Raw genomic sequence first — 19,765 nt, forward strand, 5'->3', positions numbered from 1 at the left:
TATAACTGTATACTTATTATACCCAATTTGTGCACAAGTCAGGTATTTATACAGAAAACCATCCGGTCATTTTTGTTGATATCTTTTTTGCAATAGATTTTCGCCTGTGGAAAAGCGGTTCTCATCATCTTTTCCACAGCCTCTCCTTGTAAATGGCCGATTTCGAGACCGATTATCCCAGGTTTATTCAACAGATCCGGCAAGTCTTCCATCATCTTATAATAGAGAGCCAGACCTTCCTGTTCCGCGAATAAAGCCGAATGCGGTTCGAAATCCTTTACACTATCTGACATGGATTCCGCTTCCGAATAAGCGATATATGGCGGATTTGACAGGATGACATCCCATTTCTGCCCTTTTAACGGTTCCAATAAATCCCCCAGCTTAAAATCGACTTCAGCACCAAGCTCACTTGCATTTATCCGAGCAGTATCAAGAGCCTTTTGTGAAATATCAGTCCCCGTAACTTTTGAAGAAGGCATTTCCTGTTTCATCGTAATGGCAATGATTCCACTGCCTGTACCGATATCAGCAATTGAAGGGGATGGATTTGGAATATGCTTAGCAATCAATTCCAAAGCTTCTTCGACGAGTTCTTCTGTTTCCGGCCGCGGAATCAGCACATCGGGATTCACGAGAAATTTCCGGCCATAGAATATTTCATGTCCGGTCAGATGCTGCACAGGCGTCCCTTTGGCATGCTGTTCAATCCCTCTCCAGAATTCTTTAAAGCTGATTTCATCCATGTCATCGCGCATTGAAGCCAGAAGACCAGCCTGGCTAATCCCAAGTGTATGCTGGAGTAAAATCCTGGCGGCTGCTTCTTCACGTCCATTATCCAATAAATAAGAAGAAGCCCGGTTAAGGGCCTCAAAGATTTTATGCTGTTTATGCATTGTTCAGGCTTTCCATTCGTGCAGACTGCTCTTCAACGATCAATGCATCGATCAATTCGTCCATTTTCCCTTGAAGAATCTGATCTAATTTCTGGATTGTCAAACCAATGCGGTGATCTGTCACGCGGTTCTGCGGGTAATTATACGTACGGATCCGTTCAGAACGGTCGCCGGTTCCCACTGCAGATTTACGGACAGCATCATATTCAGCTTGTGCTTCCTGCTGGAATTTATCATAAACACGTGCGCGAAGCACTTTCATGGCACTCGCTTTGTTTTTAATCTGTGATTTTTCGTCCTGGCATGTTACAACGGTATTCGTCGGAATATGCGTCAGGCGCACCGCTGACATCGTCGTGTTGACCGACTGTCCACCGGCACCCGAAGATGCATAGGTATCCACTCGAATATCATTGTCATGTATCTCGACTTCCACTTCTTCAACTTCCGGCAGACAGGCTACCGTCGCTGTTGAAGTATGGATGCGGCCGCCTGATTCCGTTTCCGGAACACGCTGCACGCGGTGAGCACCGTTTTCGAATTTCATCTTGGAATATGCGCCTTTCCCGGAAATCATGAACACAACTTCCTTGAAACCGCCAAGCCCTGTTGCAGATGAATCCATAATCGTGACTTTCCAGCCTTTTGACTCGGCGTACCGGCTGTACATCCGGTAAAGATCACCAGCAAACAAAGCTGCCTCGTCTCCACCGGCTGCTCCGCGGACTTCCATAATGACGTTTTTATCGTCATTCGGATCTTTCGGTATCAATAAAATATGGAGACGATCTTCTATCGCTTCCACTTTCTCTTCCAATTCGTTCACTTCTTCTTTGACCATTTCCCGCATGTCAGCATCCATTTTATCATCGAACATCGCTTTGGCATCAGCCAATTGCGCTTTCAGGTCTTTATATTCGCGGTAAGCTTCTACCGTTTCCTGCAAATCTGATTGCTCTTTGGAATACTCGCGCAGTTTATTGGTGTCACTGACAATTTCCGGGTCACTTAATAACTCATTCAAACGGTCGTATCGATCTTCAACAGCTTGCAATCGATCAAACATCGCCGTCACCTCAATTTCTTCTTACTATTTTGGTTTTCTTCTATTATATAAGTTAAAATATTAAAATACTTAAATACCGCTTCGACGCTTAGGACAAGCCTCCCGCAATAAGCCGAGAAGAGCACTCGTCTTATTGCTCCGGCCAGTCCATAGGCGCGCCTGCGCTAGAGAAATCTCTAGAGATATGGAGCAAAACAGCGAAGAGTCGGCCGAAGCCTGCAAGGACGACTCTTTGCGACGAAGCTAGCGCAGCGATGCAGGAGCATGGGTTTAAGTTAGTGTAGAACCAGCATGTTGAAACAAAAATCACGTGCTCCTGTCTCTGCACCGCTACGCTAGCTTCGAGACACAAAAAACGTTGCAGTGCTTTGCACTTCGTCGCAAAGACTTGAACTCGCAAGCTTCGTTCAAGTCTTCGAAGCTGTTTTGCGGAATATCGGTTACTATAGATTCTATGTTCTACTTATTCATGTTATATACAGTATCACTTTCATTCAGAAACCGTAACGCCTGTCGGCACTTCATGGTGGTGGCGGCATCTTGGTTCGTATGCTTCCGATGCCCCAACCAGGATTGTCGGATCGTCCGACCCCGCCGGTTTGCCGTCAATCAGGCGCTGTGTACGGCTCGCAGGTGAACCGCAAACTGTGCATACTGCCTGCAGTTTGGTAACTTGCTCAGCAATTGCAAGCAAAGACGGCATCGGACCAAAAGGCAGCCCTCTGAAATCCTGATCCAATCCTGCAACAATCACGCGGAAGCCGTGGTTAGCAAGTTTTTGGACGTTTTCGATGATGCCGTCGTCAAAAAATTGTGCTTCGTCGATGGCAATTACATCGAATTCATCTGTAATGTATTCCCACATTTCTTCGGAATGCGAGATTGGCAACGCAATTACTGTCGTGCCGTTATGGGATACGACCGCTTCTTCACTGTAGCGATTGTCAATTTTCGGTTTGAATACTGCGATTTTCTGTTTGGCAAATTGTGAGCGTTTTACGCGGCGGATCAGTTCTTCCGATTTGCCGGAAAACATGCTTCCGCAAATCAATTCCACCCAGCCTGTCTGTTTCATTACATACATTTTAGGGACCCCTTTCAAACACTTTGTTAGTTATCTTTATATTTTTATAAAACCGATATTACGCAAAACAGCTTCGCTTTCCTGGTGGCTTGCGCTGAGCTAACTCGGTCTCGTTTCACTTCGCCCGAGTGGATCTCAGCACTTCGCTTGCTCACCTGGGAGTCTTCGCTGTTTTGCTCCATATCTAATTATCTTTCTCAGCACCGGTAAGATAGGAACTAACGAAAGCTTTAAATCAGATTGCACTCTGTTATCAGTGTCATTTTAGACAAAACGACGAAGCAGTGTAATTACTTTTGATGATTTATATAGTATTAATAATACCTAATTTCGGCATGCATTACCGCATTTTTGTTGTAATTATGTAAATGGATTTACCGATAAAATGGCAAAAAAAAATCCTGCCCGGCGATTTCGCGCAAGGCAGGTATTTTTTTACACTCTTACTCTTCAGAGTTTGGGTTTTCTTCTTTAAGACCGTATTTTTTGTTGAAACGGTCAACGCGGCCATCAGCTGCTGCGAATTTTTGACGTCCAGTGTAAAATGGATGACATTCCGAGCAAAGCTCTACGTTAATATCTTCTTTTACAGATCCTGTAGTGAAAGAGTTACCGCAAGAGCAAGTTACTGTAGCTTGTTTGTATTCTGGGTGAATTCCTGTTTTCATGTGTTTTTCTCCTCTCGCCCTGAACCATCCGGAACAGAGTTTAATCTATTTTACTATTGCCTTACACGGCTCTTTAGGCCGTATATGCAATAGCTTTGCTTTTGACTCATTGATACTATCTTAACAAGATTTGATGTCTATTGCAAGAAATTAAATCGTCTTTTTTGATGAGCGATGAGCTTTCATTTCGGCAGTCAATTGCGCGAAAAAGTCTTCATTCGTTTGTGTTTGGTTTAATTTTTTCAGGAAACGTTCCGCAAAATCGTGTGTGTCCGAGAACGTTTTACGAATCTTCCATAGTTTATCAAGTTCTTCTTTGCCAATCAATAATTCTTCCTTGCGTGTTCCCGAACGGCGAATGTCGAGTGCCGGGAATATGCGGCGCTCAGCCAGGCTTCTGTCCAGATGGAGCTCCATATTGCCAGTCCCTTTAAATTCCTCATAGATTACTTCATCCATACGGGAGCCCGTTTCGACTAAAGCTGTCGCTAAAATCGTCAGGCTTCCGCCTTCTTCAATATTGCGGGCCGCACCGAAAAATCTTTTCGGGCGGTGGAACGCCGCGGGGTCGATCCCTCCGGAAAGTGTACGGCCGCTTGGCGGGATAACCAGATTGTATGCACGTGCGAGACGGGTTATCGAATCCATCAAAATGACGACATCACGTTTATGTTCAACAAGGCGCATAGCGCGTTCCAGAACCAATTCTGCAACTTTTACATGGTTTTCCGGAATTTCATCAAATGTTGAAGAAACAACATCCGCATCAACTGAACGTTCGATGTCTGTTACTTCTTCCGGACGTTCATCGATCAGCAGGACAATCAATTCCGCTTCCGGATGATTCGTTGTGATGGAATTTGCGATTTCCTTCAACAACATTGTTTTACCGGCTTTTGGCGGTGCAACGATCAAACCGCGCTGGCCAAATCCGACGGGTGAAACCAAATCCATGATGCGCGTCGATAAATGGTCGTGGCTGGTTTCAAGACGGATGTGGCGGTCTGGGTACAGTGGTGTCAAGCCAGGGAAATGGACTCGTTCTTTTGCAACTTCAGGATCTTCGCCATTTACCGCTTCTACTTGAAGCAAGCCGAAATATCGTTCGTTTTCTTTTGGCGGGCGCACTTTCCCGGATACTTTGTCTCCATTCCGCAGATCAAAACGGCGGATTTGTGATGCCGAAATGTAGATATCCTGAGAACTCGGTGAATAATTGATCGGACGCAGGAAACCGAAACCTTCAGACTGGATAATTTCAAGAACACCTTCCATAAAGAAGAAGCCTTCCTGTTCAGCGCGGGTTTTCAATATCGCAAAGATCAATTCTTTCTTAGTCAGCTTGCTGTAATTTACAAGCTTGTATTCCTTCGCTAAATTATAAAGTTCTTTTAAGGTCATGTTTTCCAATGCGGAAATTGTAATCGTTGACATGTATGAGGACACCACTCTTATTTAAATTTTTTGGAATCGTTATTGGGGTTATCAATTGGAAGATTTTAAAGAAGGAGCCCGGCTTTTAAGCCGGACCCAATTTGAAGTTCATTCATTAATCATTCATCACGAGATTCGGTTTTTTCTTCAGACTATGGCGCCCTTCCACAAAGCGTACCGTGCCTGATTTTGCACGCATGACCAAAGTGTGGCTTTCTGCAAAGCCGCCTTTCAGCTGGATACCGCGCAATAATTCACCATCAGTAACACCGGTAGCTGCAAAAATTGCGTCATCACCTTTTACAAGATCGTCCATTAAAAGAACTTTATCAACGTCGATGCCCATATCGATGCAGCGTTGTCTTTCTTCATCATTCTGCGGAAGGAGCTTTCCTTGAAGTTCGCCTCCCAGGCATTTCAACCCAACAGCTGCAATGACTCCTTCAGGTGCTCCGCCTGAACCGAACAGAATGTCTACGCCTGTTTCATCAAAAGCCGTGTTGATGGCACCAGCCACATCCCCATCATTGATGAGTTTGATGCGGGCACCGGCGTCACGGATCTGTTGGATGATTTCAGCATGGCGTTCACGGTTCAGGACCGTAGCCACTACATCTTCAATATCCTTGTTCTTGGCTTTCGCCACGGCACGGAGATTGTCGATGATAGGTGCGTTAATATCAATTTTCCCTACTGATTCAGGACCGACAGCAATTTTATCCATATACATATCGGGTGCATTCAACAGATTGCCGCGATCGGCAATCGCCAATACTGCCAGCGCATTCCAACCGCCTGCCGCTACAATATTCGTTCCTTCAAGCGGATCTACTGCGACATCCACTTCCGGTCCGTTGCCTGTCCCAAGCTCTTCGCCAATATAAAGCATCGGAGCTTCGTCCATTTCGCCTTCGCCGATTACAACAACGCCTTGCATAGGAATAGTATCGAATACTATTCGCATGGCAGTTGTTGCTGCGTCGTCCGCTTCATTTTTCAGGCCGCGGCCCATCCATTTTGCGGAAGCGATTGCTGCCGCTTCTGTGACACGCACTAATTCCATTGATAAACTACGTTCCATATTATTCGTTCCTCCCGTTCGGCTATATAAATATATGTCCCTGCAATTATAACATATATTGTTAGGCCTAAGCCGGGTTAATTGGCGTCTGAGCTAAGGTCTGACTTCGAACTTGTTACCGGATCGATTGTTTCTCTCCGGATATCTGCGCCTAAACCGCGTAACTTTTCAATGATTTCTGCATAGCCACGTTCGATGTGATAAATTTCACGGATTTCTGTTTCACCATCAGCAAGCAATCCGGCGATCACCAGCGCTGCACCGGCACGCAGATCTGAAGCAACGACTGTTGCAGAAGTCAATGGCGTCGGTCCCGTAATGATAGCGGCTCTGCCCTCGACTCTGCCGCTGGCGTTCATGCGGCGCAATTCGTCAATATGCTTAAATCGTGCGGAATAAATCGTGTCGGTGATCATCGATGACCCTTCCGCCTGCGTCATCAGCACAGAAAAGGGCTGCTGAAGATCCGTAGCGAATCCTGGATAAACAAGGGTTTTCACGTCAATTGCCTTCAATTTCTCGGGTTTCGGAATATGAATCGATTCTTCGCCTTCCTGCACTTCCACACCCATTTCACGCAATTTGGCTGTTAAAGCTTCCATATGGAAAGGAATGACGTTATCAATAGTTATGCCGTCACCGGCTGCAGCTGCAAGAATCATAAATGTACCTGCTTCGATCCGGTCCGGAATGATTGTATGGTTTGTGCCATGCAATTCTTCAACACCGTCGATACGGATAACATTTGTTCCCGCTCCTTTGATTTTCGCGCCCATATTGGTCAATAAAGTCGCTACATCGATAATTTCAGGTTCTTTTGCTGCATTTTCAATAGTCGTCTGGCCTTTTGCCAAGACTGCTGCCAGCATAATATTGATGGTAGCGCCGACTGAAACAACATCCAGATAGATTTTCGCTCCGCGAAGTTCATCTGCGCGAAGGTAGATGGCGCCGTGTTCATTTGTTACTTTGGCACCCAGTGCTTCAAAACCTTTGATGTGCTGATCGATTGGACGTGGTCCCAGGAAACAGCCGCCTGGCAGTCCGATAGCTGCATGTTTGAAACGGCCAAGCATTGCACCCATCATATAGTAGGAAGCGCGCAATTTCTTCACATTGCCGTTTGGCAGCGGCATGTCGATCATATTTGTTGGATCGATGCTCATTGTGCCGTCTTCGAAACTCACTTCTCCACCGATTTCTTCCAGGATATTCTTCAACGTCCATACGTCAGAAATGCCAGGCAAACCTTCAATCTGAACAGGTGAATTCGCCAAAATCGATGCGGGGATCAATGCTACCGCGCTATTTTTTGCTCCATTGACTTTTATCGTCCCAGACAGGCGATTTCCGCCTGTAATTTTATAAACGTCCATCAGTATTCTCCTTTATCCTACTTTTATGGCTATCCGATGCGTCGGTTGCCGCTTTTCCGGAAAACCATAAAAGTCCGATTGGCCCAGTTTGCCTTAAACATTCCGGACTCGGTTTCCTAATTATATTATTTTTCAGTCCGTTTTTCCCAGTCAGCCAAAAATGCTTCGATTCCTTTATCCGTCAACGGGTGTTTAAACATTTGCTCCATTACTTTAATTGGCATCGTGCCGATATGGGCACCATTCAAAGCTGCTTCCGTCACGTGTTGAGGGTGGCGGATTGAAGCTGCGATGATTTCTGAATCGATATCATGGATTGCAAAGATTTCTGCAATTGTCGCAATAAGATCCATCCCGTTGTGGCCAATATCATCAAGACGGCCAAGGAAAGGTGATACATAAGCTGCGCCGGCACGTGCTGCAAGCAAAGCCTGGTTTGCGCTGAAAATCAATGTAACGTTAACTTTTTTGCCTTCGCCAGCAAGAACGGCACATGCTTTCAAGCCGTCTGGAGTCATAGGCAGCTTCACTGTGATATTTGGTGCAAGCTCAGCAAGCTCGCGCCCTTCTTTGATCATGCTTTCTGCATCAAGAGCAATAACTTCGCCGCTGATAGAACCATCAACCAATGCAGCAATTTCTTTCAAACGGTCGTGGAAAGATACGTTTTTCTCTTTTGCCACCAGTGATGGGTTTGTTGTAACACCGGATAGGATGCCCCATGAATGTGCTTCTTTAATTTCGTCAAAATTTGCTGTATCAATGAAAAATTTCATAATATTTTTTCCTCCTGTAGTACGGAAAAAAGAGAAGGCGCTTTTTGTCGCTGCTTCTCTCTTCCATCTATTTGCATTCTGTCTTATTGCGCTTTGCCTGAACTTCCGAATTCACGCATTTTGCCGATAACTGTGTTTTTGATTGCTTCGCGTGCAGGACCCATGTATTTGCGCGGATCGTAGACAACTTTATCGTTATCCAATACTTCACGTACTGCTTTTGCGGAAGCGATTTGGCTTTCTGTATTAACATTGATCTTCGCTGTTCCAAGTGATACAGAACGTTGAATATCCTTAACTGGAATTCCTGTACCGCCGTGCAGAACAAGCGGCAGATCACAAAACTGCGAAATTTCTTCCATTTCCTTAAACCCAAGGTTCGGCTCGCCTTTATAAGGTCCGTGAACTGAACCAAGTGCAGGAGCCAGGCAATCAATTCCAGTCTGCTCGACCAATTGTTTGCATTCCTGTGGATCGGCGTAAATAACGCCATCAGCGATAATATCATCTTCCTGGCCGCCAACCGTGCCTAATTCAGCTTCCACAGATACGTTATGTTTATGTGCATACTCGACAACTTGTCTCGTTATCTCAATATTCTCTTCAAAAGGATGGTGAGATGCATCAATCATTACTGAGGTAAATCCAGCATCGATTGCTTCCTTGCATTTTTCGAAGCTTGAGCCATGGTCCAAATGAATTGCCACAGGCACTGTTATTTTATAGTCGTGCATAAGGCCCTTCACCATGTTTACTACCGTTGTGAATCCACCCATATAACGGGCAGCTCCTTCTGATACTCCACAAATAACCGGAGAATTCTCCTCTTGTGCAGCCTGAAGAATCGCCTGTGTGAATTCCAAATTGTTCAAGTTGAACTGACCAATTGCGTATCCTTCTTCTTTACCTTTTATCATCATTTCTTTCATTGAAACCAATGCCATGACAAACTTCCTCCTCAGGGACTAAATAAAGCAAATACCTTCCCTATCATAACAAAAACTGTATCTATCCGCCACTTCCCAGTGTATCAGTCTTCTAACAATTTCTTTACAGTCTCGCGTAACTCGAATACGTCGAACGGTTTTGTGAAGTGGCGCACCGCTCCCCATGTCTTCGCTTCTTCGATTAAATTCAATTCACCATAGGCAGTCATCATCACCACTTGTACACCTTCGCATTCCTGTTTCATTCGTTTTAGAATTTCAATGCCATCCATTCCTGGAATTTTCATATCAAGCAGGACTAATTCCGGCCGCAGCTGTTCAAAAATATCCAATGCTTCACGACCATTGCTGGCGGAAAGGGTCTCAAAGCCTTCTTTCGAAAAAACCTCTTCCAACAACATCCGGATTCCCGGTTGGTCGTCTACAATCAAAATCGTTTTCAAATAGTTTCCTCCTAACTCTTCTCCCCGCATTTTATCTGTTGATGCATCTGCTATACTTTTGCTTGAGGTGAAAGAATTGAAAATATTCTCTGCACAATTAACTAAGCTGTTTCAGCAAATCGACGGTCATAAAGATACCCTCGAAGACGTCGCGCGCCTTCTTGCCCAGGCTGTTATCAGTGAAGGCACCATCTGTCTTGCTGCCTTCGGTGAAATGAAAGCCGTGGCCGCTGCCGCACTCGACGGCGATGAGCCGCTGCCTTCTGCCAGCGAATGGAAACCGGAAAGCATTCTAACCAGCGCAGACCGTGTCTTCATTCTAGCAAAAAAAGATGAAGGGGATGAACTTGCAGGCAGATTGTCCGATGCCGCCATCCCATTCGCCATGCTCTGCGCGGAGTCAAAAGAGACAGATCTTCCGGAAGTCTTCCTGTCGCTTGGCATCGATAATGGCATCCCTGTGGCTGAAACTGGCAGCCGAAACGTCATGCCCCATGCGATGGCAGCACTCTATGCTTACCACATCATCAAGTTGATGATGGACGAGATGCTGGCTGAAGAATCCTATTAAACCGAAAAGCCTTCCCGGATTTAATTTACCGGAAAGGCTTTTGTTTTTTGTTTAATTATTTATTTTCAATCGATGCTCTGACAAATTCACGGAACAATGGCTGCGGACGGTTCGGGCGCGAGATGAATTCCGGGTGGAATTGGCAAGCCACGAACCATGGGTGATCAGCAATTTCGATGATTTCAACCAGGCGGCCATCCGGGCTTGTACCCGAGAAGACGAAACCGGCTGCTTCGAATTGCTCGCGGAATTCGTTGTTGAACTCGTAGCGGTGGCGGTGGCGTTCGTACACCAACGATTCGCCGTAAGCTTCATACGCTTTTGTACCTTCCTGCAATTTCGCAGGTTGAAGTCCGAGGCGCAAAGTGCCGCCAAGATCTTCGATATCTTTTTGCTCCGGCAGTAAATCGATGACCGGATACGAAGTTTTCGGGTTTAATTCTGAAGAATGGGCATCTTCCATTCCCATCAGGCTGCGTGCGAATTCAACGGATGCCAGCTGCATCCCTAAGCAAATACCGAAGAATGGCACTTTGTTTTCACGTGCATATTTCGTTGCGACGATCTTGCCTTCCACTCCGCGGTCCCCGAAACCACCTGGAACCAGGATGCCGTCACAATTGTTCAATTTCTCTTCAACGTTTTCGGCATTAACGTGTTCTGCATTAATCCAATCAACTTCAATTTCCGAATCAAAAGCAAAACCTGCGTGTTTCAATGATTCCACAACTGAAATGTAAGCATCCTGCAACTCGACGTATTTACCGACAAGGCCGATGCGGACTGTTTTCTTCAGTGATTTCACTTTTTCCACAAGCCCAGTCCATTCCGTCATGTCCGCTTCAGGCGCTTCGATGCCGAAATGGTCAAGCACGATCTGGTCCATGTTCTGCTCCTGCAAACGAAGCGGCATTTCATATATCACATCAACGTCACGCGATTCGATAACTTCTTCCGCTTTAATGTCACAGAATAAGGCAATCTTATCTTTCATATCCTGCGGCACCGGATGTTCCGTACGGACGACGATCAGGTTAGGCTGAATACCCAAACTGCGCAATTCCTTGACACTGTGCTGGGTCGGTTTTGTTTTCATTTCTTTTGCTGCACCAAGGTAAGGGATCAATGTACAGTGGATGTACATAACTTCCTCGCGTCCAAGGTCTGATTTCATCTGGCGAATCGCTTCCAGGAATGGCAGAGACTCGATATCCCCAACTGTTCCCCCGATTTCCGTGATGACTACGTCCGCTTTTGCCGTTTTCGCTGCACGCAGCAAACGATCTTTGATTTCATTGGTGATGTGCGGAATTACTTGGACTGTTCCGCCAAGATAATCGCCGCGGCGCTCTTTTTGGATAACTGTCGAATAGACTTTCCCCGTCGTCACATTCGAATATTTGTTCAAGTTGATGTCGATGAAACGCTCGTAGTGGCCAAGATCCAAATCCGTTTCCGCGCCGTCATCCGTTACGAAAACTTCTCCGTGCTGGTAAGGGCTCATCGTGCCCGGGTCAATGTTGATGTATGGATCGAATTTCTGGATTGTGACGTTCAATCCTCTGTTTTTCAATAAACGCCCAAGTGAAGCAGCGGTGATGCCTTTTCCGAGTGACGATACTACGCCGCCGGTTACGAATATATACTTTGTCATGCTTGTTTCCTCCTCGATTTTAGAAGACGTGCTTTGTGGGAAAATGCTTTAATAAGCGAGAAATTTCTCTAGCGCCGGCGCGCCTATGAAGCAGGCAAATGCCGACCGGAGCTATAAGACGAGTGTACTTCTTAGCTTATAGCAGGAGGCAAGGTGCGCCAAACGAAGATGGCGCCTCCTTTGCGACGAGCTTGCGCAGGAGCATAATCTTAGTCTTGTCCAAAGCGCCGAAGCGACTCTTTAAAGAATTTTCTTTATAAAACTATTGTCCGGGAAAAAATAAAAAGCGCCCCTCCTGCTGCGTGCAGAGGGAGCGCATAAACTGTACGAATCATTTCTCCTGTTTTAAGGAGCCCAGTAAAATCTTATCCAGTCCTGCGATTAAAGTCAAGGTAAAAAAATGTTCTGATTACTTCAACTCTTCGTCTTCTTCTTCATCTTCTTCGTCTTCTTCATCAATGATGTTGCCATCGATGTCTTCGACCAGTACGTCAACATCCTCTTCATCCTCGTCTTCGTCAGTTTCCGCATCGAAATCGATTACTTCCACTTCTTCGCCGAGTTTAGGAGTTACATCCTCGTCATCTTCTTCATCTTCGTCAAAATCATCGAAGTCGAGTTCATCTTCCATTTCAAGGTCCATGTCTTCGAATTCTTCATCGTCCGCAACTTTCGCTTTCTTCTTGCGGGCTTTTACAGTCGGTGCAGATTCTTCTTCGATCTGTTCAACCGGATACCACTCGCGAAGGCCCCAACGGTTTTCGCCCAGGATCAGGAAGCGTCCATCAATATTCATGTCTGTGTAGAATTGCACAAGGCGGGCTTTCATATCTTCTCTTGAAAGGCCCAACAAGTTTTCAATTTCCTCGACGATTTCAGGATATGTTTTTGTTTCATGGGTTTCAGCCAATAATGCGTATGTTAAGTCTACAAACGACTCTTCGATTAGTTCTTCTCTGGATAATTCACGTAATTTCAATTACCGCACGTCCCTTCTTCTCTCTTAACTTAATTCATTATATACAAAGTCTCTTCAGTCCGCTACCGTGACTTGTTTTTTCTTTTCCCCAATTCCTTCCACCCATAATAAAACAGGTACAGCGACAGGATGATTAACGGAATGGAACCCAGTGCTCTATTGTACAGGAAAACGATCAATATGATACACACAATTACGATCAGGTAATTTACATACTTCGGCATAGTTAATCATCCTTTATGGCCCACGTGCAATTTCTTCTATTATAACTGAGTTTCCTGAATATATCGAATAGCATTTCGGATCAATCCGGAGAGCCGGCTGTATGTTGCCCCACATGTCAGTCACATGCAGATTTGTGCTGAACGTACGCAAGCGGGCGTTAATCGCGCGTAAATCTGTTTAATCGCCCACAAATCATTTTATTCGCCCATATTTTTTTCTAATCGCCCATAAACTTTTCTAATCGCCCATAACTCGATTTAATCGCCCACAACTTCCAAAATCAATCAAATCCAAGCATGAAAAACCCGTCTGCAAAGGATGCAAACGGGTTTTCACTAAAAATCTTACATATTCCGGCGATATTGGCCGCCGACTTCGTATAAAGCTGTCGTGATTTGGCCAAGGCTTGCCACTTTTACAGTTTCCATCAATTCTTCAAAGATGTTGCCGCCAGTTTTCGCGGCCTGTTTCAAGCGTTCAAGCGCTTCGTCCGAGTTATTGCGATCCTGGAAGGCACGCAGCTTCTCGATTTGTGCTTCTTTTTCCTCTTTGGTGGCGCGGGCGATTTCCATCGCGTTGATGTCATCGTCCGATTGCGGATTCGGGTTCAGATACGTATTGACTCCGATAATCGGCAATTCACCTGTGTGTTTCTTCATTTCGTAATGCATGGATTCTTCCTGGATTTTGCCGCGCTGGTATTGTGTTTCCATTGCGCCAAGTACGCCGCCGCGGTCGTTGATGCGGTCGAATTCCTGCAATACCGCTTCTTCAACAAGCTGCGTCATTTCTTCTATAATGAATGCCCCCTGCAGCGGGTTTTCGTTTTTCGACAAGCCATGCTCTTTCGTGATGATCATCTGGATCGCCATAGCGCGGCGCACAGATTCCTCAGTCGGAGTCGTGATGGCTTCGTCATAAGCATTTGTATGAAGCGAGTTGCAGTTATCCTGCAGCGCCATCAATGCCTGCAGCGTCGTGCGGATATCGTTGAAGTCGATTTCCTGTGCGTGAAGGCTGCGGCCTGAAGTCTGAACATGGTATTTCAGTTTCTGGCTGCGTTCATTGGCACCGTATTTATCGCGCATCACGATTGCCCAGATGCGTCTTGCCACGCGGCCGATAACCGTGTATTCCGGATCCAGGCCGTTCGAGAAGAAGAACGACAAGTTCGGCGCAAAGTCATCGATGTTCATGCCGCGGCTTAAATAATATTCCACGTAAGTGAAGCCGTTCGACAGCGTGAAGGCGAGTTGAGAAATTGGATTCGCGCCCGCTTCCGCAATGTGATAGCCCGAAATCGATACAGAATAGTAATTGCGCACTTTATGGTCGATAAAGTATTGCTGGATATCACCCATCATACGCAACGCGAATTCAGTTGAGAAGATACAGGTATTCTGCCCTTGGTCTTCTTTCAGGATATCCGCCTGGACAGTTCCGCGGACCACTTGCAGCGTTCCTTCACGGACTTCCGTGAATTCTTCGACGGTCAATGTGCGGCCGAGTTCTTCTTCACGTTTTTTGACTTGCTGGTCGATCGCCGTGTTCATGAACATCGCAAGGATGATCGGCGCCGGTCCATTGATTGTCATTGAAACAGAAGTGGACGGTGCGCACAAATCAAAGCCGTCATATAGTTTCTTCATATCTTCAAGAGTACAGATGGATACACCCGACTCGCCGACTTTTCCGTAAATGTCGGGACGGTGATCCGGATCTTCGCCGTAAAGCGTTACAGAATCGAATGCCGTCGACAAACGTTTCGCATCATCGTCTTTCGACAGGTAATGGAAGCGGCGGTTTGTGCGTTCCGGCGTTCCTTCGCCCGCGAATTGGCGTTTCGGATCTTCTCCAGCCCGTTTGAACGGGAATACGCCAGCCGTGTAAGGGAATGAACCCGGTACGTTTTCAGCGTAAACCCAGCTGAGGATTTCTCCGTAATCAACGAATTTCGGCAATACGACTCTCGGAATCTTCAGGCCGGACAAGCTTTCCGTACGTAAAATCGTGCGGATTTCCTTGTCGCGGACAGTGGTCACGAATTCATCGCCTGTATAGGCTTCTTTCAAAGCCGACCAGTTTTCAAGAATGCGTTTCGATTCATTCGTCAATTGATCGCGAATGCCATTAGCAAGAGATTCAAGCGAATTAACCAATGCATCGTCCGGTGAATTTTTCTTCACTTCTTCGATGGCACCTTCCAATTGGAACAAACGGCGGGCAAATGCTGCCTGTTCTTTTGACTTGGCATGGTAGCCGCGTACTGTATCCGTCAATTCACGCAAATAATAACGGCGGTCATTCGGGATGATCAGATTCTCTTTTTGGGTTTTTGCGAATTGTTCATAATCCGTTTCCCAGTCAGTTCCACATTTTTCATTGACTATTGCCACCAATGCCGCAAATAGGGAATTTGTTCCTTTATCATTGAACTGGCTGGCAATTGTGCCATAAACCGGCATTTTATCCAAGGCTTCATCAAAACGCATATGGCTGCGCTGGAATTGCTTTTGAACTTGGCGAAGTGCATCTTCTGAACCTTTACGCTCGAATTTATTGATGACGATCAAATCTGCATAATCGATCATGTCGATTTTTTCAAGTTGGGAAGGAGCTCCGAACTCACTTGTCATCACGTACATGGAGACATCCGAGAAGTTGGCGATTTCAGCATCGCCCTGGCCGATTCCGCTCGTTTCCACGACGATCAGGTCGAAGCCGGCAGCTTTGATCACGTCGAGTACGTCACCAAGAGCTGCGGACAATTCCGTGCGTGAACCACGGGTTGCAAGACTTCTCATAAAGACGCGTTTGTTGAAAATGGCATTCATGCGGATCCGGTCACCCAAGAGGGCCCCACCCGTTTTCTGTTTTGTCGGGTCGATTGACAGGATTGCGATGTTTTTGCCTGGCAATTCAGTGAGGAAACGGCGGATCAATTCATCCGTTAACGAGCTTTTCCCCGCTCCGCCTGTTCCGGTGATACCTAGGACCGGTGTATTCTTTGATGCTTTTTTAACTGTTTCCATCAAATCGGCTGTATCACCGCCGCGGGTATGCGTTTCTTCTGCGGCTGTGATCAAGTTAGCAACTGTTACCGGATTTTCTGGAGACAGGTTGTCCAAAGTAAGACCCTCTTTGACAGTCGAGAAATCACATTCTTCCACGATTTCCGTGATCATTCCCTGCAGGCCTTTTTTACGGCCGTCTTCAGGAGAGAAGATGCGGGCAATGCCGTAATCATGAAGTTCCATAATTTCACGCGGCAGAATGACCCCTCCGCCTCCGCCATAAATGCGGATATGTCCTGCACCTTTTTCCGCCAAAAGATCGTGCATGTATTTAAAGTATTCAACGTGGCCGCCCTGATAAGAAGAGATGGCGATGCCCTGTACATCTTCCTGGATTGCAGCATTAACAACTTCTTCAACAGAACGGTTATGTCCAAGATGGATCACTTCCACTCCTGTCGACTGAAGGATACGGCGCATGATATTAATCGAAGCGTCGTGTCCGTCAAACAACGCGGAAGCCGTCACAAAACGGATATGGTTTTTCGGCTGGTACGTTTTTGATTCCTGGATTGTAGCCATTTATTAGTAGCCCCCTGTTATCGAGATTTTTTCTCCTGCCATCCCCTGCAGAAGGAACTTCGTTTGCATTGCGATAAATTCTTGAATGGTGAAGTCGCGCAGGGCCCAGCGGCGGAATGCCCACATCTGGCCCTGAACGAATAAATGATGGGACGCCAAAACGATTTCCTTCGGCGTCAGATCCACCTGCCCGCGTTCGGCGCATTCAGTCAATAGGCGCTCGAAAAGGGAGACCATTTCCGTTTCCTTTTTCAGCACGTATTGCAAGGCGTCTTTCGGCAATGATTTCGATTCCTGGTACATGACGACAAATTCATCCTGCATATCATCGATCAATCCGTAATAATGCTCGAGTGCAGTAATCAGCACTTCCCATGAGCCATTTTCCATATCGATCGTTGCAAGGCGTGAATGCACTTCGTCATAAATCGAGTCACAGACCAGATAAAGCACATCTTCTTTTGTACGGATGTATTCATATAAAGTGCCGATGCTGAAGCCTGCTGCTTTGGCGATTTCTCTAGTAGTCGTGCGGTGAAAGCCTTTTTCTTTAAAAAGCGTGACAGCGCCGCGGATCATTTGCGCTCGGCGCTTTTCGATCAGGCTTTCATCTTTTACGGAAGACTGTATTGCACGCTTTTCATTCATAGGCCTGCCTCCGATTATTTTGTGACCATACGGGAAATGACCAAACGCTGGATTTCCTGTGTGCCTTCATAGATTTGGGTGATTTTCGCGTCGCGCATGAAGCGTTCGACCGGATAATCTTTCGTGTAGCCGTAACCGCCGAATACCTGCACAGCTTCAACTGTAACTTTCATCGCTGTATCGCCAGCCATCAATTTAGCCATAGCCGATTCTTTGCTGTAAGAGTATTTATTCGACTCAAGCCAAGCAGCCTGGTAAGTCAACAGGCGTGAAGCTTCGATTGAAGTCGCCATATCCGCCAGTTTGAATGAAATCCCCTGGTTCGCAGCAATCGGTTTGCCGAATTGCTCGCGCTCTTTCGCATAATCGATTGCAGCGTCCATTGCACCTTGTGCGATGCCGACTGCCTGTGCAGCGATTCCGTTGCGTCCGCCGTCAAGTGTCTGCATTGCGATTTTAAAGCCCTGGCCAAGTTCGCCGAGCATATTTTCTTTCGGTACACGGCAGTTGTCGAAAATGATTTCAGTTGTTGGGCTTGAACGGATTCCGAGTTTCTTCTCTTTTTTGCCGACAGAGAAGCCTTCGAAATCTTTTTCTACGATGAACGCAGTTGTCCCTTTATGTTTTGAAGTCGGGTCAGTCACAGCAAAGACGATATAAATGTCGGCAATGCCGCCGTTTGTGATGAAGATCTTCGAACCGTTAAGGATCCAGTGGTCGCCGTCTTCTTTGGCATTTGTTTTCATGCCGCCCGCATCCGAACCAGAAGCCGGTTCAGTCAGACCATAAGCGCCAATTTTCGAACCTTCTGCCATCGGACGAAGATATTTCTGTTTCTGCTCTTCTGTTCCGAATGTGTATACCGGCCATCCCGCAAGTGATGTATGCGCTGAAAGGGTTACACCTGTTGATGCACAAACGCGTGACAATTCTTCAACTGCGATGCAATACGCCAAGTAATCGGAACCGATTCCGCCGTATTCTTCCGGCCAAGGAATCCCAGTCAGGCCAAGTTCAGCCATCTTGTCGAAAATTTCGCGGTCAAAGCGTTCTTCTTCGTCACGCTCTTCTGCTGTCGGTGCCACTTCTTTGTTTGCAAAATCGCGCACCATTTTACGGATCATTTCATGTTCTTCGCTTAATTTAAAATTCATTTTCATTTTCCCCCTGCTATTTTAATAATTGCTTGCTGATAACGATTCGTTGAATTTCACTCGTGCCTTCGTAGATTTCTGTCACTTTCGCGTCGCGGAACAAGCGCTCCACCGGATAATCTTTTGTATAGCCGTAGCCGCCGTATACCTGAATTGCTTCAATAGCAATATCCATAGCAGCTTTTGAGGCGAATAACTTCGCCATCGACGCTTCTTTATTGCAATTCTTGCCTTCAGAATAGAGACTGGCAGCGTTATAGACGAGAAGTTTTGCCGCCTCAACCTGAGTAGCCATGTCTGCAAGTTTAAACGCAATGCCTTGCTGCTGGGCAATCGGTTTACCGAATTGCTCACGTTCTTTAGCATAGGCAACTGAATACTCGTAGGCAGCTTCGGCAATACCCAGCGCCTGAGCGGCGATGCCGATACGGCCGACATTCAAGTTAGCCATGGCAATGCTGAAGCCTTTGTTTTCCTTGCCCAGAAGATTTTCAGCGGGAACTCTCATATTGTCGAACGTAAGCTGCACAGTTCTTGAACCGTGCATTCCCATTTTTTTCTCATCTTTGCCGATGATCAGGCCTGGAAAATCTTTTTCGACAATAAAAGCGGAGATGCCGCGCGAGCCGGCTTCCGGTTTCGTGGAAGCGAAGACGATATAAGTATCCGCTTCGCCGCCATTCGTGATAAACACTTTTGAACCGTTCAATACATACTCGTCGCCGTCCAGCACAGCTCTTGTCTTCAAACTTCCTGCATCAGAACCGGCTGCTGGTTCTGTCAGGCAAAACGCGCCGAGATATTCGCCGCTTGCAAGTTTCGGCACATATTTAGCAATCTGCTCTTCTGTCCCAAAATGCAAAATCGGATTCGTTCCGACTGAAGTGTGGACGGAAAGAATAACGCCGATGACGCCGCTTGCTTTCGATAATTCATGGATAGCTGTGATATATGAAGTGAAATCCATTTCCGAGCCGCCGTATTTTTCCGGAGCTGTAATGCCCATCAAGCCAAGACCAGCCATTTTGTTCAAAATTCCCCGTGGAAATTCGCCTTCTTCCATCTTTTCGATAAAAGGCGTAATTTCTTCTTTAGCAAAATCGCGCACCATATTGCGCATCATTATTTGTTCATCTGTAAAATGTAAATCCACTGCGGGTTCCCCCT

The 19,765-nt window shown here is 46.3% G+C and carries 18 protein-coding genes; 1 reads left to right on the top strand and 17 read right to left on the bottom strand.

Translation table 11 applies throughout. The features are described 5' to 3' along the window. Window positions 1-38: 38 nt before the first annotated feature. The 10 genes from prmC to DP120_RS00465 form a co-directional block, all read right to left on the bottom strand. Window positions 39-896, bottom strand: coding sequence for a peptide chain release factor N(5)-glutamine methyltransferase (gene prmC, locus DP120_RS00420; protein ID WP_112221217.1), 858 nt, complete (start codon window positions 894-896; stop codon window positions 39-41). Beyond that, window positions 889-1,962, bottom strand: a complete 1,074-nt coding sequence (gene prfA / locus DP120_RS00425) for a peptide chain release factor 1 (RefSeq protein ID WP_112221218.1) — start codon at window positions 1,960-1,962, stop codon at window positions 889-891. The genes prmC and prfA overlap by 8 nt, the downstream gene beginning before the upstream one ends. Before the next feature lie 490 nt (window positions 1,963-2,452). Continuing rightward, window positions 2,453-3,046 carry a thymidine kinase gene (locus tag DP120_RS00430; protein ID WP_112221219.1) on the bottom strand — a complete coding sequence of 198 codons (594 nt, stop codon included), beginning with the start codon at window positions 3,044-3,046 and terminating at the stop codon, window positions 2,453-2,455. 443 nt (window positions 3,047-3,489) lie between these two features. Continuing rightward, window positions 3,490-3,714, bottom strand: coding sequence for a 50S ribosomal protein L31 (gene rpmE / locus DP120_RS00435; RefSeq protein ID WP_101801425.1), 225 nt, complete (start codon window positions 3,712-3,714; stop codon window positions 3,490-3,492). A gap of 150 nt (window positions 3,715-3,864) precedes the next feature. Further along, on the bottom strand, window positions 3,865-5,148 hold the full coding sequence (gene rho / locus DP120_RS00440) for a transcription termination factor Rho (protein WP_112221220.1): 1,284 nt from the start codon (window positions 5,146-5,148) through the stop codon (window positions 3,865-3,867). A gap of 115 nt (window positions 5,149-5,263) precedes the next feature. Further along, complete coding sequence (gene glpX, locus DP120_RS00445; protein WP_112221221.1) at window positions 5,264-6,229, bottom strand: class II fructose-bisphosphatase; 966 nt, start codon at window positions 6,227-6,229, stop codon at window positions 5,264-5,266. A gap of 77 nt (window positions 6,230-6,306) precedes the next feature. Continuing rightward, window positions 6,307-7,605, bottom strand: a complete 1,299-nt coding sequence (locus DP120_RS00450) for a UDP-N-acetylglucosamine 1-carboxyvinyltransferase (RefSeq protein WP_112221222.1) — start codon at window positions 7,603-7,605, stop codon at window positions 6,307-6,309. A 125-nt stretch (window positions 7,606-7,730) separates the two neighbouring features. Further along, the gene (gene fsa, locus DP120_RS00455) at window positions 7,731-8,381 is read right to left on the bottom strand and encodes a fructose-6-phosphate aldolase (protein ID WP_112221223.1); all 651 of its coding nucleotides are present in this window, start codon (window positions 8,379-8,381) and stop codon (window positions 7,731-7,733) included. Between the two features lie 83 nt (window positions 8,382-8,464). Then, window positions 8,465-9,325, bottom strand: a complete 861-nt coding sequence (locus DP120_RS00460) for a class II fructose-bisphosphate aldolase (RefSeq protein ID WP_112221224.1) — start codon at window positions 9,323-9,325, stop codon at window positions 8,465-8,467. Window positions 9,326-9,411: 86 nt separating this feature from the next. Then, window positions 9,412-9,771, bottom strand: coding sequence for a response regulator (locus DP120_RS00465; protein ID WP_420812405.1), 360 nt, complete (start codon window positions 9,769-9,771; stop codon window positions 9,412-9,414). 67 nt (window positions 9,772-9,838) lie between these two features. Here DP120_RS00465 and DP120_RS00470 point away from each other — a divergent pair, with 67 nt between their 5' ends. Continuing rightward, on the top strand, window positions 9,839-10,342 hold the full coding sequence (locus tag DP120_RS00470) for a DUF2529 family protein (RefSeq protein WP_240611929.1): 504 nt from the start codon (window positions 9,839-9,841) through the stop codon (window positions 10,340-10,342). 55 nt (window positions 10,343-10,397) lie between these two features. Here the strand turns inward: DP120_RS00470 and DP120_RS00475 are convergent, their stop codons facing one another. The 7 genes from DP120_RS00475 to DP120_RS00500 form a co-directional block, all read right to left on the bottom strand. Beyond that, window positions 10,398-11,996, bottom strand: a complete 1,599-nt coding sequence (locus DP120_RS00475) for a CTP synthase (protein WP_112221227.1) — start codon at window positions 11,994-11,996, stop codon at window positions 10,398-10,400. 409 nt (window positions 11,997-12,405) lie between these two features. Beyond that, complete coding sequence (gene rpoE / locus DP120_RS00480; protein ID WP_112221228.1) at window positions 12,406-12,975, bottom strand: DNA-directed RNA polymerase subunit delta; 570 nt, start codon at window positions 12,973-12,975, stop codon at window positions 12,406-12,408. A gap of 62 nt (window positions 12,976-13,037) precedes the next feature. Then, window positions 13,038-13,199, bottom strand: coding sequence for a hypothetical protein (locus DP120_RS18305; protein WP_165843682.1), 162 nt, complete (start codon window positions 13,197-13,199; stop codon window positions 13,038-13,040). A 345-nt stretch (window positions 13,200-13,544) separates the two neighbouring features. After that, on the bottom strand, window positions 13,545-16,796 hold the full coding sequence (icmF, locus tag DP120_RS00485) for a fused isobutyryl-CoA mutase/GTPase IcmF (RefSeq protein WP_112221229.1): 3,252 nt from the start codon (window positions 16,794-16,796) through the stop codon (window positions 13,545-13,547). Window positions 16,797-16,799: 3 nt separating this feature from the next. Next, on the bottom strand, window positions 16,800-17,444 hold the full coding sequence (locus DP120_RS00490; RefSeq protein ID WP_112221230.1) for a TetR/AcrR family transcriptional regulator: 645 nt from the start codon (window positions 17,442-17,444) through the stop codon (window positions 16,800-16,802). Between the two features lie 14 nt (window positions 17,445-17,458). After that, the gene (locus tag DP120_RS00495; RefSeq protein ID WP_112221231.1) at window positions 17,459-18,598 is read right to left on the bottom strand and encodes an acyl-CoA dehydrogenase; all 1,140 of its coding nucleotides are present in this window, start codon (window positions 18,596-18,598) and stop codon (window positions 17,459-17,461) included. 16 nt (window positions 18,599-18,614) lie between these two features. Beyond that, a complete protein-coding gene (locus tag DP120_RS00500; RefSeq protein ID WP_112221232.1) occupies window positions 18,615-19,751 on the bottom strand; it encodes an acyl-CoA dehydrogenase in 1,137 nt (378 codons plus the stop codon). Between the last annotated feature and the right edge of the window lie 14 nt (window positions 19,752-19,765).

The sequence above is a fragment of the Planococcus halotolerans genome (genome assembly GCF_003289955.1).
Classification (GTDB): Bacteria; Bacillota; Bacilli; order Bacillales_A; family Planococcaceae; genus Planococcus; species Planococcus halotolerans.

Bases quoted from the DNA above. Each gene is read 5' to 3' on its own strand.
- DP120_RS00475 (WP_112221227.1), bottom strand. From the start codon at position 11,996: ATGACAAAGTATATATTCGTAACCGGCGGCGTAGTATCGTCACTCGGA.
- DP120_RS18305 (WP_165843682.1), bottom strand. From the start codon at position 13,199: ATGCCGAAGTATGTAAATTACCTGATCGTAATTGTGTGTATCATATTG.
- glpX (WP_112221221.1), bottom strand. From the start codon at position 6,229: ATGGAACGTAGTTTATCAATGGAATTAGTGCGTGTCACAGAAGCGGCA.
- icmF (WP_112221229.1), bottom strand. From the start codon at position 16,796: ATGGCTACAATCCAGGAATCAAAAACGTACCAGCCGAAAAACCATATC.
- DP120_RS00495 (WP_112221231.1), bottom strand. From the start codon at position 18,598: ATGAATTTTAAATTAAGCGAAGAACATGAAATGATCCGTAAAATGGTG.
- DP120_RS00430 (WP_112221219.1), bottom strand. From the start codon at position 3,046: ATGTATGTAATGAAACAGACAGGCTGGGTGGAATTGATTTGCGGAAGC.
- fsa (WP_112221223.1), bottom strand. From the start codon at position 8,381: ATGAAATTTTTCATTGATACAGCAAATTTTGACGAAATTAAAGAAGCA.
- prmC (WP_112221217.1), bottom strand. From the start codon at position 896: ATGCATAAACAGCATAAAATCTTTGAGGCCCTTAACCGGGCTTCTTCT.
- DP120_RS00460 (WP_112221224.1), bottom strand. From the start codon at position 9,325: ATGGCATTGGTTTCAATGAAAGAAATGATGATAAAAGGTAAAGAAGAA.
- DP120_RS00450 (WP_112221222.1), bottom strand. From the start codon at position 7,605: ATGGACGTTTATAAAATTACAGGCGGAAATCGCCTGTCTGGGACGATA.
- rpmE (WP_101801425.1), bottom strand. From the start codon at position 3,714: ATGAAAACAGGAATTCACCCAGAATACAAACAAGCTACAGTAACTTGC.
- rho (WP_112221220.1), bottom strand. From the start codon at position 5,148: ATGTCAACGATTACAATTTCCGCATTGGAAAACATGACCTTAAAAGAA.
- prfA (WP_112221218.1), bottom strand. From the start codon at position 1,962: ATGTTTGATCGATTGCAAGCTGTTGAAGATCGATACGACCGTTTGAAT.
- DP120_RS00490 (WP_112221230.1), bottom strand. From the start codon at position 17,444: ATGAATGAAAAGCGTGCAATACAGTCTTCCGTAAAAGATGAAAGCCTG.